This window comes from Sinorhizobium sojae CCBAU 05684, assembly GCF_002288525.1.
GTDB classification, from domain to species: domain Bacteria; phylum Pseudomonadota; class Alphaproteobacteria; order Rhizobiales; family Rhizobiaceae; genus Sinorhizobium; species Sinorhizobium sojae.
In genome coordinates, this window is the sequence record NZ_CP023067.1 from 2,955,001 (window position 1) to 2,967,671 (window position 12,671).

Below are 12,671 nucleotides of genomic sequence, written 5' to 3' on the forward strand. Positions count from 1 at the left end.
ATTTGCATTCATGCCGCCTCCCATCTGTTCAGAAATGAACAGATCCTGTTTGCAATTTAAGATTTGACGCGCTTGCGTCCAAGCGAAATTTTCCCGATGGTAAAAGAAGAGCCGGACATAGGAGGAGCATGTCTGGCCAAATCTGAACAGAGCGAATGAAACGAATTGCTGCCTGAAACGTTCTTATGCGTCTCGGGGGGACCGCGATTTCAAAGAGACTGCGATTCAAAACAACTCGACGCAAACAGCTCTGATGTTCTTTGGGAGGAGAAATGATGCGCAAGACACTGGTCACCACCCTTGCAATGTTGCTTGCCGGCAGCACGGCGGCTTTCGCCGATGCCTCCGACGGCAAGGTCAAGATCGGCATTCTCAATGACCAATCCGGCGTTTACGCCGACTTCGGCGGCAAGTTCTCCTATGAAGCGGCGCTGATGGCGGTCGAGGATTTCGGGGGCAAGGTCCTGGACGTCCCGGTCGAGGTCGTCACCGCCGACCACCAGAACAAGCCTGATATTGCCTCGAACATCGCCCGGCAATGGTATGACACCGAGCAGGTCGACAGCATCATGGAGCTTACCACCTCTTCGGTTGCGCTTGCCGTTCAGGCGATCTCAAAAGAGAAGAAGAAGATCGACATCGTCACCGGCGCCGCAACGACGGAGCTCACCGGAAAGCAGTGCAGCCCCTATGGTTTCCACTGGGCCTATGACACCTATTCGCTCGCAGTGGGCACGGGTGGTGCACTCGTCAAACAGGGCGGCGACAGCTGGTTTTTCCTGACCGCGGACTATGCCTTCGGCTACTCGCTCGAGGAGAACACCGCCAACTTCGTCAAGGAAAATGGCGGCACCGTCGTCGGAGCGGTTCGCCATCCGCTCGCGACCACCGACTTCTCATCGTTCCTCCTGCAGGCTCAGTCGTCGGGCGCCAAGGTGATCGGCCTTGCCAATGCCGGCCTTGACACCTCCAACGCCATCAAGCAGGCGGCCGAGTTCGGGATCGTCCAGAGCGGACAACGCCTCGCGGCCCTTCTGTTCACGCTTGCCGAGGTGCACGGTCTCGGCCTTGAAGCCGCGCAGGGCCTGACGCTCACCGAAGGCTTCTACTGGAACCGGGACGAGGAAAGCGCCAAGTTCGGCAAGCGCTTCATGGAGCGCACCGGCAAGATGCCGAACATGGTCCATGCCGGCACCTATTCCGCCGTTCTGCAATATCTGAAGGCGATCGAAAAGGCCGGCAGCGATGATGCCGACGCGGTCTCCAAGGCGTTGCACGAAATGCCCGTCAACGACGTCTTTGCTCAAAACGGCACCGTCGCAGCGAACGGCCGGATGATCCACGACATGTACCTCCTCGAGGTAAAGAAGCCGGAAGAAAGTAAGGAGCCGTGGGACTACTTCAATGTCCTCGCGACCATTCCCGGCAAGGAGGCCTTCATCGATCCGGCCGAGAGCGGCTGCGAACTCGTGAAGTCGTGATCGGCGGCGAGCAATGAGCGTCGCCATGCCTGCAGAGAATGGGGCACCGCGGGTGGTTCTTTCCGCCCGCGGTCTCCGCCGCGACTTCGGCGGCTTCACCGCCGTCAACAACGTCGACCTCGACGTCCACCATGCCCGCGTACATGCGCTGATCGGCCCGAACGGGGCCGGCAAGACGACCGTTTTCAACCTCTTGACCAAGTTTCTCCAGCCGACCCACGGCACCATCAAACTGCTCGGCAAGGACATCACCAATACGGCGCCGGACAAGGTCGCGCGCATGGGGCTTGTGCGCTCCTTCCAGATCTCGGCGGTGTTTCCCCACCTGACTGTGCTGGACAATGTCCGCGTGGCACTACAGCGGCCGAACCGGCTCGCTACCCAATTCTGGAAACCGCTTTCGGCGCTCGATGCCCTGAACGCCAAGGCCGATCAGCTGATCCGTTCCGTCGGCCTTGAAAAGGAACGCAATGCCCTCGCCGCCGATCTCTCATACGGCCGCAAGCGCGTGCTCGAGATCGCCACAACCCTCGCACTCGAGCCGAAGGTGCTGCTGCTCGATGAGCCGATGGCCGGAATGGGTCACGAGGACGTCGGCATGGTGGCTGAGATTGTCCGCGGGGTGGCGCGCGAGCGGGCGGTGCTGATGGTCGAGCACAATCTCTCCGTCGTCGAGACCCTCTGCCATCACGTCACTGTCCTGCAGCGCGGCGAGATCCTGGCGGAGGGCGACTATGCGACGGTCGCTGAGGACCCGCGCGTGCGAACGGCCTATATGGGCACGGAGGAGACCTGAGATGAAACCGCTTCTCGAAGTCTCGGGCCTTAACGCCTGGTATGGCGAGAGCCATGTCCTGCATGGCGTCGACATGGTGGTCGGTGAAGGCGAGATGGTGACGCTGCTCGGCCGAAACGGCGTCGGCAAGACGACGACGCTTAGGGCGATCATGGGCATCGTCCGCGAACGCAAAGGCGAGATCAGTTTTGCCGGCGAGGACCTGATCCGGGTACCGCTTCATAGGGTCGCCCATCGCGGCCTCGGCTTCGTTCCCGAGGAGCGCGGCATCTTCTCGACCTTGTCGGTTTATGAAAACCTGCTTCTGCCGCCGTCGGTCGCGACAGGCGGGATGACGGTCGACGAGATATTCGAACTCTTCCCCAATCTGCACGAGCGCCGCAACAGCCAGGGGACCAAGCTTTCGGGCGGCGAGCAGCAGATGCTGGCTATCGCCCGGATTCTTCGCACCGGCGTTCGAATGATGCTGCTCGACGAGCCGACCGAGGGGCTCGCGCCGGTGATCATCCAGCGCATTGGCGACGTTCTGAAAAAACTGAAGGAACGCGGCATGACAGTGCTTCTCGTCGAGCAGAATTTCCGTTTCGCGAGCAAGGTCGCCGACCGTTTCTATCTCATGGACCATGGCCGCATGGCGGGCGAATTCCCTGTCTCGGAGCTCGGCGGGCGCATGGACATGTTGCATGACGTGCTCGGAGTATAGGCCATGACCATGATCTTCGGCATCCCGCTCCAGGCCTTTCTCGGGCAGCTCCTGATCGGGCTCATCAACGGTTCCTTCTATGCGCTCCTGAGCCTCGGCCTCGCCATCATCTTCGGCCTGTTGCGCGTCATCAACTTTGCCCATGGCGCGCAATACATGCTCGGCGCCTTCATCGCCTGGCTGCTGCTTGCGCATCTCGGCGTCGGCTACTGGCCGGCCCTCATTCTGGCGCCGCTGGCCGTCGGCCTCGTCGGCGCGGCCATCGAGCGCACCATGCTGCGGCGGCTCTATGCGCTCGACCCACTCTACGGTCTGCTCTTCACCTTCGGACTGGCCCTGACAGTCGAGGGAGCGTTCCGCTATCTCTACGGCGCCTCCGGCCAGCCCTATGCGACGCCGGCTTTGCTGACTGGCGGCACGAATCTCGGCTTTATGTTCCTCCCTGTCTATCGCGGCTGGGTGATCGTCTTCTCGCTTGTCATCTGCCTCGGCACCTGGCTCATCATCGAGAAGACGAAGCTAGGCTCCTATCTGCGCGCCGCGACGGAGAACCCGGTGCTGGTGCAGTCCTTCGGCATCAACGTGCCCTTCCTGCTGACGCTCACCTATGGCCTAGGCGCGGCCCTTGCGGCGCTCGCCGGCGTGCTTGCCGCGCCGATCTACCAAGTCTCGCCGCTGATGGGGTCGAACATCATCATCGTGGTCTTCGCCGTCGTCGTCGTCGGCGGCATGGGCTCGATCATGGGCGCGATCGTGACCGGCTATCTGCTCGGCGTCGCCGAGGGCCTGACGAAAGTCTTCTATCCGGAGGCCTCCAACATCGTGATATTCGTGATCATGGCCATCGTTCTCCTGACGCGGCCAGCAGGCCTCTTCGGCCGGGATGCTTGAAATGACGCTGACACTCGATCTCGAAAAGCAGAAGGAACGCTCGCCTGTCATCGTCCAGACGGTGTTTCTTGGCGCGGGTCTCATCTTCCTCCTGTTGGGGCCGCTTTTCTTCTATCCGGTCTTCCTGATGAAGCTCCTCTGCTTCGCTCTCTTCGCATGCGCCTTCAATCTGCTGCTCGGCTATACGGGTCTCCTGTCCTTTGGCCATGCCGCCTTCTTCGGCGGCGCCGCCTATTTCACCGCGCACGCAGTAAAGGAATGGGGTCTGCCACCCGAAATCGGCATCCTCGCCGGCGTGGTCGGCGCAGCCTTGCTCGGCGCCGTGATCGGCTTCCTTGCCATTCGCCGCCAGGGCATCTATTTCGCCATGATCACGCTGGCGCTGGCACAGATGTTCTATTTCTTCTGTCTCCAGGCCGAGTTCACCCATGGCGAGGACGGCATCCAGTCGGTACCGCGCGGCCACCTCTTCGGCTTCATCGATCTCTCGCAATCGACGAACATGTATTATTTCGTGCTGGCCGTATTCGTCATCGGGGTCGGCGTCATCTGGCGGATCATCAATTCACCCTTCGGCATGATCCTGAAATCGATCCGCGAGAACGAGACGCGCGCGATCTCGCTCGGCTATTCGGTCAGGAACTACAAGCTTGCGGCCTTCGTTATGTCCGCGGCGCTTACCGGCCTTGCCGGCGGCCTCAAAGCGCTCGTTTTCCAGTTTGCGACGCTGACCGATGTGGGCTGGCAGATGTCGGGCGAGGTCATTCTGATGACGCTGCTTGGCGGCATCGGCACGCTGATCGGGCCGCTCTTCGGTGCAGGCCTCGTCGTCACCCTGCAGAACTACCTGGCGACGTCCGAATTTCCGGTGACGATCATCACCGGGATCGTCTTCATGGTCTGCGTGCTCGTCTTCCGCCGGGGCATTGTCGGCGAGTTCTACAATTCGCGCCTCGGCCGGCGGCTCGGCTTCGAGCATCGCCACTCGCACTGACGGAGTTGCCCGGTTCCAGCCGGGCCGAATTTAGGCCTAAGGAAGCCCATGGATACCTTCGACTTCATCATCGTCGGAGCGGGAAGCGCCGGCTGCGTTCTCGCAAACCGCCTTTCGGCGAATCCGGCGCATCGCGTGCTGCTGCTCGAGGCCGGCGGCCGCGACAATTATCATTGGATCCACATTCCCGTCGGCTATCTCTATTGCATCAACAATCCCCGCACGGACTGGTGCTTCACCACCGCGCCGGAGGAAGGGCTGAACGGCCGGTCCCTCGGCTATCCGCGCGGCAAGGTGCTCGGCGGCTGCTCCTCGATCAACGGCATGATCTACATGCGCGGTCAGGCGCGCGACTATGATCACTGGCGCCAGCTCGGCTGCACCGGCTGGAGCTGGGAGGAGGTGCTGCCGCTCTTCAAGAAATCCGAGGACCACTATCGCGGTGCAGACGATATGCATGGCGCCGGGGGCGAATGGCGGGTCGAGAAGGCGCGCGTCCGCTGGGCTGTACTCGACGCCTTCCAGAAGGCGGCAGCCGAGGCAGGCATTCCGGAAACGGAGGACTTCAACCGCGGCACCAATGAGGGCTCGAGCTATTTCGACGTCAACCAGCGCTCCGGTATCCGCTGGAACACGGCCAAGGCCTTCCTGAAGCCGGCCAGGCACCGCCGCAACCTGACGATCCTGACCAAGGCGCATGTCCGCAGACTGATCCTGGAAGAGGGCCGTGTCGCCGGCGTCGAGTTCCAGCACGACGGTGTCACCAAGCGCGCGCAGGCCCGTCGCGAGACCGTGCTTTCGGCCGGCGCCATCGGCTCGCCGCATATACTGGAGCTCTCGGGCATCGGCCAGCCGGAGATCTTGCGGCAGAACGGCCTCGAGGTCCGCCACGAATTGCCCGGCGTCGGCGAGAACCTGCAAGACCACCTGCAGCTCCGTCTCGCCTATAGGGTCACCGGCGTACCGACGCTGAACGAAAAGGCGAGCTCCCTCCTCGGCAAGGCTGCGATCGGGCTCGAATACCTTGTCCGCCGCTCCGGGCCCATGGCGATGGCACCGAGCCAACTTGGCCTCTTTACCCGCTCCGGTCCGGAAAAAGAGACGCCGGACCTCGAATATCACGTGCAGCCGGTCACGCTGGAAAAGTTCGGCGAGCCGGTGCATCCGTTCCCGGCGATCACCGCCAGCGTCTGCAATTTGAGGCCGGAAAGCCGCGGATCGGTGCATCTGAAGGGGCCGGATTTCGCCGCGGCACCGGAGATCTGCCCGCGCTATCTGACGACCGAGGCCGACCGCGGCGTGGCAGTGAAGGCGATCCGGCTCACCCGCCGCATCGTCGCGCAGCCCTCCTTCGCCCGCTACGATCCTGTCGAGTTCAAACCGGGTCCGGCCTACGATACGGATGAGGAACTGAAGCGCGCGGCGGGCGATATCGGCACGACGATCTTCCACCCCGTCGGCACCTGCCGGATGGGCGCGGACCCCGAAAGCGTCGTCGATCCGCAATTGCGCCTTCGTGGCCTCGACGGCCTTCGCATCGCCGACGCCTCGATCATGCCGACCATCACCTCCGGCAATACCAACTCGCCGACAATCATGATCGCGGAGAAGGCGGCCGAGATGATCCTGGCGGCGAACCGCTGCATGTCTCCTTAAATCCTCGGTTTAAGGATAAAGACATGCAGCAATTCAAAGTGCTACAGCGACACTTGCGCGTCTGAAAAGACGCGCGGCGCTGTAGAATGCCGCCGCCCTACTCCGCCGCCTGCGTCTCCGGCATGGGCACATAGTTCAGGATCGGCGACAGCCAGCGCTCGGCCTCGTGAACACCCATGCGCTTGCGTTGGGCATAGTCCTCGACCTGGTCCCGCTCGATCTTGGCCACGCCGAAATAATAGGCGTCCGGATGGCCGATATAGAGTCCGGACACCGAGGAGCCCGGCCACATCGCAAAGCTCTCCGTCAGCTTCACGCCGATCGCCGCCTCGGCATCGAGCAGCCGGAACAACGTTTCCTTCTCCGTATGGTCCGGCTGGGCCGGGTAGCCGGGCGCCGGGCGGATGCCCCGATAGGGTTCCGCGATCAGTTCCTCGGGCGTGAAGGCTTCCTCCGGCGCGTAGGCCCAAAGCTCCTTGCGGACGTATTCATGCATGCGCTCCGCAAAGGCCTCGGCAAAGCGATCGGCAAGTGCCTTCACCATGATCGAGGAATAGTCGTCATTGGCCCGCTCGAAGCGCTCGGCAAGCGCCACCTCCTCGATGCCGGCGGTCACCACGAAGCCGCCGACATAATCGCCCCTGCCGCTCTCGGCCGGGGCGACGAAATCGGAGAGCGCGACATTCGGCCGGCCATCGCGTTTCGCAAGCTGCTGGCGCAGCGTGAAGAGCGTTGCAAGTTCGCTCCGGCGGTTCTCATCGGTGAAAAGCCGAATGTCGTCGCCGATGCTGCCGGCCGGCCAAAAGCCGACCACCGCCTTCGGCGCGAACCACTTTTCGGCAACGATCTTTGCGACCATCGCCTGGGCATCGTCGAAGAGCTGGCGGGCGGCAGCACCTTGCTTCTCGTCTGCGAGGATGCGGGGGTAGACACCCTTCAGCTCCCAGGCTTGGAAGAAGGGCGTCCAGTCGATATAGCGCGCGAGTTCCGCCAGATCCCAGCTCTCGAAGACGCGGGTTCCGAGGAAAGAGGGCGTCTTCGGCCGATAGGCGTCCCAGTCGAGCCTATGCGCGTTGGCGCGGGCCTTTGAGAGCGGCAGGCGGCGTTTTTCCGCCTCGTTGCGGGCATGCGCCTCGGCAACCTTCAGATATTCGGCGCGGACGGTCTCCTGGTAGGCCTCCCGCGCTTCCGGCGACATCAGGCTCGAGACGACACCCACGGCGCGGCTGGCGTCGGTCACGTAAACGGTCTGGCCGAGCGTGTAGCGCGGGTTGATCTTTACCGCCGTATGAACACGGCTGGTCGTCGCCCCGCCGATAAGCAGCGGAATGTCGAAACCTTCCCGCTCCAGTTCGGAGGCGACGTGCACCATCTCGTCGAGTGACGGCGTGATGAGGCCGGAAAGCCCGATGGCGTCGACCTTCTGCTCCCTGGCCACTTCGAGGATCCTTGCGGAGGGCACCATGACGCCGAGGTCGATGATCTCGTAATTGTTGCAGGCAAGCACGACCCCCACGATGTTCTTGCCGATGTCGTGCACGTCGCCCTTGACGGTCGCCATCAGGATCTTGCCGGCGCTTTCGCGCGCGTCGCCCCCATTGGCGGCCTTCTCCACCTCCATGTAGGGGAGCAGCACGGCGACAGCCTGCTTCATCACCCGCGCCGATTTCACCACCTGTGGCAGGAACATTTTCCCGGCGCCGAAGAGATCGCCGACGACGTTCATGCCCGCCATCAGCGGCCCTTCGATGACATGGAGCGGGCGTTCGGCGGCACGCCGCGCCTCTTCCGTGTCCGCTTCGATGAATTCGGTAATGCCATTGACGAGCGCGTGTTCCAGACGTTTCTCGACCGACCATTGCCGCCAGGCGAGGTCCTTTTCCCTGCCCTGCGCGCCGCCCTGTCCGCGATAGCCTTTGGCGACCTCGAGCAGGCGTTCGGTCGCATCCGCCCGCCGATTGAGGACCACGTCCTCGCAGGCCTCGCGCAAATCGGGGTCGATTGCGTCGTAGACGGCAAGCTGGCCTGCATTGACGATGCCCATGTCCATGCCCGCCTGGATGGCATGATAGAGGAAGACCGCGTGCATCGCCTCGCGCACCGGTTCGTTGCCGCGGAAAGAGAAGGAAAGGTTCGAAACCCCGCCCGAGACGTGCACATGCGGCAGCGAGGCGATGATTTCATGCGCTGCCTCGATGAAATCGACTCCGTAATTGTTGTGCTCTTCGATACCGGTGGCGACAGCGAAGATGTTCGGATCGAAGATGATGTCTTCCGGAGGGAAGCCCACATTTTCGGTCAGCAGCCGATAGGCGCGCGTGCAGATCTCGACCTTGCGGGCCTTCGTGTCGGCCTGGCCCTTCTCGTCGAAAGCCATGACCACGACGGCGGCGCCATAGGCGCGCACGAGCCGCGCGTGATCAAGGAACGCCTCCTCGCCTTCTTTCAGCGAGATCGAGTTCACCAGCGCCTTGCCCTGGACGCATTGGAGGCCGGCCTCGATCACCTCCCATTTCGAGGAATCGATCATCACCGGCACGCGGGCGATATCCGGCTCTGAAGCGACGAGGTTCAGGAACTCGACCATGACCTGCTTCGAGTCGATCAGGCCCTCGTCCATGTTGACGTCGATGATCTGGGCGCCGTTCGCCACCTGATCGCGTGCGACGTCGAGGGCGGCGGCATAGTCGCCGGCGGTGATCAGCTTGCGGAACTTCGCCGAACCGGTGACATTGGTGCGCTCGCCGACATTGACGAAGGGAATCTCGTCGGTGAATGTGAACGGCTCGAGGCCGGAAAGGCGCATGCGCCGTTCGATCTGCGGAATCTCGCGCGGCGGATATTTTTCGACGGCCTCGGCAATGGCGCGGATGTGGTCGGGCGTCGAGCCGCAGCAACCGCCGACGATATTGACGAGCCCGTCGCGCGCAAAACCCTCGATCTGCGCCGCCATCGCCTCGGGGCTCTCGTCATAGCGGCCGAACTCGTTCGGCAAGCCGGCATTCGGATAGGCGCAGATAAGCGTATCGGCAACAGACGAAAGCTCGTCGATATGGGCGCGCATGGCATTGGCGCCCAGCGCGCAGTTGAGCCCGATCGTAAAAGGCTCCGCATGGCGCACGGAATACCAGAAGGCCTCCGACGTTTGGCCGGAGAGGGTGCGGCCGGAGAGGTCGGTGATGGTGCCGGAGATCATGATCGGGAGACGGACACCCTTTTCGGCGAAAATCTCCTGCGTCGCAAAGATCGCCGCCTTGGCGTTCAGCGTGTCGAAAACCGTCTCGATCAGGATGATGTCGGCACCGCCGTCGATGAGCCCATGGACCTGTTCGGCATAGGCAAGCCTCAGATCGTCGAAGGTGACGGCGCGATAGCCGGGATTGTTGACGTCCGGCGAGATGGAGGCGGTGCGGTTCGTCGGCCCGAGCGCGCCGGCGACGAAGCGCCGCCTCCCGTCCTCCGCCTCGGCGCGCTTCGCGGCCCGCCGGGCGAGCCGCGCGCCGTCGCGGTTCAGTTCATAGACCATGTCCTCCATGCCGTAATCGGCCTGGGCGATGCGGGTCGAGGAAAAGGTATTCGTTTCGAGAATGTCGGCGCCGGCAATGGCGTAGCGATAATGGATGTCCTCGATCGCCTTCGGCTGCGTCAGCGTCAGGAGATCGTTGTTTCCTTGCTGGTGACAGCTGCAGCCGCCAAATCGGTCGCCGCGGAAGTGATCCTCGGCGAGACCGAGCTGCTGGATCTCCGTTCCCATGGCGCCGTCCATGATCAGGATGCGCCCCGCGGTGGCCTGCCGCAGCACCCGGAAGATTTCCGATCCGTCAGGCTTGGGTGAGACATCTCCGAAAAGGAAGGCGGCGGCGGGCATGGGAAATCTCCCGTTCTGAAAACGACATTAACTAACTCACATAAAGATATATTTATGTCAACATACGAAGAGATCACGATTTGAGTTCAAGAAAAAGCCCGCCGTGAGCGCGGCGGGCGGCTTGTACTGTTTTCTGAAGCGGAAAGGCTGGCAGATACAGCCGCGTACGATTAATCTCACATTCGCTTCAGGCAATCCCAGAGTTCGTAGATCGCGCAGAGGATGTGATAGAAGCTGCTGGCCGGCGCGGGCTCGTCGACAAAGATGCCGTCCGCCCTTTGCTTGTCCCGCCAGAGGCCGCGGACGGGGGCTTCGAGAAATCGCTCCAGTGCCGCGGCTGCACGTGAAGCCGAGGCGAGGTAACGCGCGCGCGCTGCGCCCTCGCTCAAGGCTGCAAATCGGATCGCCGCTTTCAGCCATTCCGTCTGTGGCCAGAGCCGCGCCACCGGATCGGCTACGGAAAAGTCATCCAAGAGCGTCATGATGGCGACGTCGCGTTTCGGGCAGATGCCGTGCGTCTCGCCGATCTCGAAGAGCCGACGCGCCGTGACGATCGCTTGCGACTTGCCGCGCCGCTCCGCCCAGCGAAGTAGCAGCCACGCCCATTCGAATTGGTGGCCCGGTTCGACGACCCGGCCCTTTTCGCCGGGAAAGGGCGCCCAGTCATGGTCGAAGAACTCACGCAACGCGCCGGTTTCGCTATCGACGAAATGCTCCATCGCCAGATGCGCGATCTCGTCGGCGAGATTGGCCCAGGCGACTCGGTCGAAGCCCTCGACCACTTCACTGGCGAGGCAGGCCTCGAAGAGGTGCATATGCGGATTGGAGCAGAGCGGCAACCGCGGCGGATTGTCCTCCTCGAAGCCGGCGATCGGATGCTTGCAATGGGCCTCGAGGCTTAGCCTCATGCCGTTGCTGCGCTCGGCCATCTCCGACTTTCGTTCCGGCACGACTTCGCCCAGAAAAGCGAAGGCAAGCAGTGCGAAGGCCTGGTTATACATGTCGAAGCCGGCATCGATGATCTTACCGTCGGCATCTGCAAGCGCCCCGTAAAATCCGTTCGGCTGACGGTATACCCGATCGAAGTACCGGAGCCCGCCTTCGGCGACGGTCCGCCAGTCGCCGGACCAGCCGCGCCGCCCCGCTTCGGCGAAGCAATAGACCTGCCGCGGCTGCACGCGCGAGCGGCGATTGGCGCGGGTCGGCTCGCCCCGCAGGTCGATCGTTTCGACGAAGCCGCCGCCGACAGCGTCATAGCCCTTGCGCCGCCAAAGCGGCAGGGCCGCCTCACCGAGCCAGCGCTCGAACTCCCGTGCCTGCAAGAGAATATCCATGCCCTGCCCGTACTCTCAATCCTCTAGCTTCAGCGCATCATACTTAGCGCCGAGGACGTCGCAAAGCGCCTCGACGACCAGATTGTGATCGTCCCGCTGCGGCAGGCCGGAGACCGTGACGGCGCCGACGCAGCCGGTGCCCTGACGACGATCGAAAGCTGCCGCCGTGGGCCGCGTAATCGCATCGGGCAGGCCGAGCTTCGCCTGCAGGTTGTCTGCTGCTTGAGCAGGTTCAAGCCTGTGGCATAGCTGCTTCTGAAGGCGGAACACCGTGTTGCGTTTGCGCCGCACCCAGTTCGGGTTGTCCGGCGTCGCGCCCTCGAGCGCGCATAGAAGACCGGCATAGAAAAAGCGTGATGTCGACGACCACGCCCAAATTACGTTCGGCGGCCATGCGGCGAAGCGTCGAGCCGAGCCGCCAGGCAGCGTCGAGGTCGAAGCGGTCGAATTGCAGCTCTTGTTCCTGGAGCGCGATACGGCGCAGGTCATTGTCGATATTCATGATACCTCCGCAGGTTCTGTTGCAATCGGACGGATGGAAGCGGGCGAAATTCATCGCCGCGCCCGAGCTTACTCCTTCCAGAGCCAGGCAGCGCCGCGCACGCCGGAACTGTCACCGTGCACGGCCTTCAGTATCGGCGTTTCGAAACTGTCGCCGAAGATATATCTGGTGATCAGACCCGGCAATTCGCCATAGATCTCGTCGACATTGGACATGCCGCCGCCAAGCACGAAGACGTCCGGATCGACGATATTGGTCAGAAGCGCGAGGCTCCGGGCGAGTCGATCGACGAAGCGCTGGTAGACGCCGATTGCCGTCGGATCGCCTACGCGCTTCAAACCCCGTCAGCTTAGTCGATAGGGAAGAACAATTGGCCCGATGGGTCGTGTCGACCGATGCCTTTGGCAGACGTCAGAATTGCTGGAAGTAGCTCGAGCGAAATGGCA

The 12,671-nt window shown here is 62.6% G+C and carries 11 protein-coding genes and 1 pseudogene (1 of these 12 running past the window's edge); 6 read left to right on the forward strand and 6 right to left on the reverse strand.

The window, feature by feature from the left end; genetic code table 11:
- Nucleotides 1–12, reverse strand: partial view of a LysR family transcriptional regulator gene (locus tag SJ05684_RS14350; protein WP_034853261.1) — the 5' portion only. Its footprint begins 936 nt before the window's first position; 12 of the gene's 948 nt are visible here — the first part of the coding sequence; its start codon is at nucleotides 10–12; its stop codon lies beyond the left edge, outside the window.
- A 263-nt stretch (nucleotides 13–275) separates the two neighbouring features.
- Between SJ05684_RS14350 and SJ05684_RS14355 the strand changes: the two genes are divergently transcribed.
- From SJ05684_RS14355 to SJ05684_RS14380, 6 genes are read left to right on the forward strand one after another with little or no spacing between them, the layout of a single operon-like run.
- The gene (locus tag SJ05684_RS14355) at nucleotides 276–1,481 is read left to right on the forward strand and encodes an ABC transporter substrate-binding protein (protein ID WP_034853281.1); all 1,206 of its coding nucleotides are present in this window, start codon (nucleotides 276–278) and stop codon (nucleotides 1,479–1,481) included.
- 13 nt (nucleotides 1,482–1,494) lie between these two features.
- Complete coding sequence (locus SJ05684_RS14360; protein ID WP_034853259.1) at nucleotides 1,495–2,277, forward strand: ABC transporter ATP-binding protein; 783 nt, start codon at nucleotides 1,495–1,497, stop codon at nucleotides 2,275–2,277.
- 1 nt (nucleotide 2,278) lies between these two features.
- Entirely contained in the window at nucleotides 2,279–2,980 is a 702-nt protein-coding gene (locus SJ05684_RS14365) for an ABC transporter ATP-binding protein (RefSeq protein WP_034853257.1), read from the forward strand.
- 3 nt (nucleotides 2,981–2,983) lie between these two features.
- The gene (locus tag SJ05684_RS14370) at nucleotides 2,984–3,871 is read left to right on the forward strand and encodes a branched-chain amino acid ABC transporter permease (protein WP_034853255.1); all 888 of its coding nucleotides are present in this window, start codon (nucleotides 2,984–2,986) and stop codon (nucleotides 3,869–3,871) included.
- Between the two features lies 1 nt (nucleotide 3,872).
- Nucleotides 3,873–4,865 carry a branched-chain amino acid ABC transporter permease gene (locus SJ05684_RS14375; protein WP_085939020.1) on the forward strand — a complete coding sequence of 331 codons (993 nt, stop codon included), beginning with the start codon at nucleotides 3,873–3,875 and terminating at the stop codon, nucleotides 4,863–4,865.
- Nucleotides 4,866–4,913: 48 nt separating this feature from the next.
- Nucleotides 4,914–6,521: a GMC family oxidoreductase gene (locus SJ05684_RS14380; protein ID WP_034853252.1), complete on the forward strand. Its 1,608-nt coding sequence runs from the start codon at nucleotides 4,914–4,916 to the stop codon at nucleotides 6,519–6,521.
- A 97-nt stretch (nucleotides 6,522–6,618) separates the two neighbouring features.
- Here SJ05684_RS14380 and metH read toward each other — a convergent pair whose 3' ends face one another.
- From metH to SJ05684_RS14400, 5 genes and pseudogenes are all read right to left on the reverse strand, one after another.
- On the reverse strand, nucleotides 6,619–10,389 hold the full coding sequence (metH, locus tag SJ05684_RS14385; protein WP_095694277.1) for a methionine synthase: 3,771 nt from the start codon (nucleotides 10,387–10,389) through the stop codon (nucleotides 6,619–6,621).
- A gap of 176 nt (nucleotides 10,390–10,565) precedes the next feature.
- Nucleotides 10,566–11,723 carry a mannose-6-phosphate isomerase Pmi gene (gene pmi / locus SJ05684_RS14390; protein ID WP_034853248.1) on the reverse strand — a complete coding sequence of 386 codons (1,158 nt, stop codon included), beginning with the start codon at nucleotides 11,721–11,723 and terminating at the stop codon, nucleotides 10,566–10,568.
- Nucleotides 11,724–11,738: 15 nt separating this feature from the next.
- A complete protein-coding gene (locus SJ05684_RS30405; RefSeq protein ID WP_244938004.1) occupies nucleotides 11,739–12,014 on the reverse strand; it encodes a heme-binding protein in 276 nt (91 codons plus the stop codon).
- Nucleotides 11,956–12,225, reverse strand: coding sequence for a heme-degrading domain-containing protein (locus tag SJ05684_RS30410; protein WP_244938005.1), 270 nt, complete (start codon nucleotides 12,223–12,225; stop codon nucleotides 11,956–11,958). The genes SJ05684_RS30405 and SJ05684_RS30410 overlap by 59 nt, the downstream gene beginning before the upstream one ends.
- 68 nt (nucleotides 12,226–12,293) lie before the next feature.
- Nucleotides 12,294–12,560: pseudogene (locus tag SJ05684_RS14400) on the reverse strand (ROK family protein); the annotation flags it as partial.
- Nucleotides 12,561–12,671 lie beyond the last annotated feature (111 nt).

Excerpts from the sequence above, each read along its gene's own strand:
- SJ05684_RS14355 (WP_034853281.1), top strand. The coding sequence starts at position 276 with ATGCGCAAGACACTGGTCACCACCCTTGCAATGTTGCTTGCCGGCAGC.
- metH (WP_095694277.1), bottom strand. The coding sequence starts at position 10,389 with ATGCCCGCCGCCGCCTTCCTTTTCGGAGATGTCTCACCCAAGCCTGAC.
- SJ05684_RS14365 (WP_034853257.1), top strand. The coding sequence starts at position 2,279 with ATGAAACCGCTTCTCGAAGTCTCGGGCCTTAACGCCTGGTATGGCGAG.
- SJ05684_RS14360 (WP_034853259.1), top strand. The coding sequence starts at position 1,495 with ATGAGCGTCGCCATGCCTGCAGAGAATGGGGCACCGCGGGTGGTTCTT.
- SJ05684_RS14375 (WP_085939020.1), top strand. The coding sequence starts at position 3,873 with ATGACGCTGACACTCGATCTCGAAAAGCAGAAGGAACGCTCGCCTGTC.
- SJ05684_RS30410 (WP_244938005.1), bottom strand. The coding sequence starts at position 12,225 with ATGAATATCGACAATGACCTGCGCCGTATCGCGCTCCAGGAACAAGAG.
- SJ05684_RS14370 (WP_034853255.1), top strand. The coding sequence starts at position 2,984 with ATGACCATGATCTTCGGCATCCCGCTCCAGGCCTTTCTCGGGCAGCTC.
- SJ05684_RS14380 (WP_034853252.1), top strand. The coding sequence starts at position 4,914 with ATGGATACCTTCGACTTCATCATCGTCGGAGCGGGAAGCGCCGGCTGC.
- pmi (WP_034853248.1), bottom strand. The coding sequence starts at position 11,723 with ATGGATATTCTCTTGCAGGCACGGGAGTTCGAGCGCTGGCTCGGTGAG.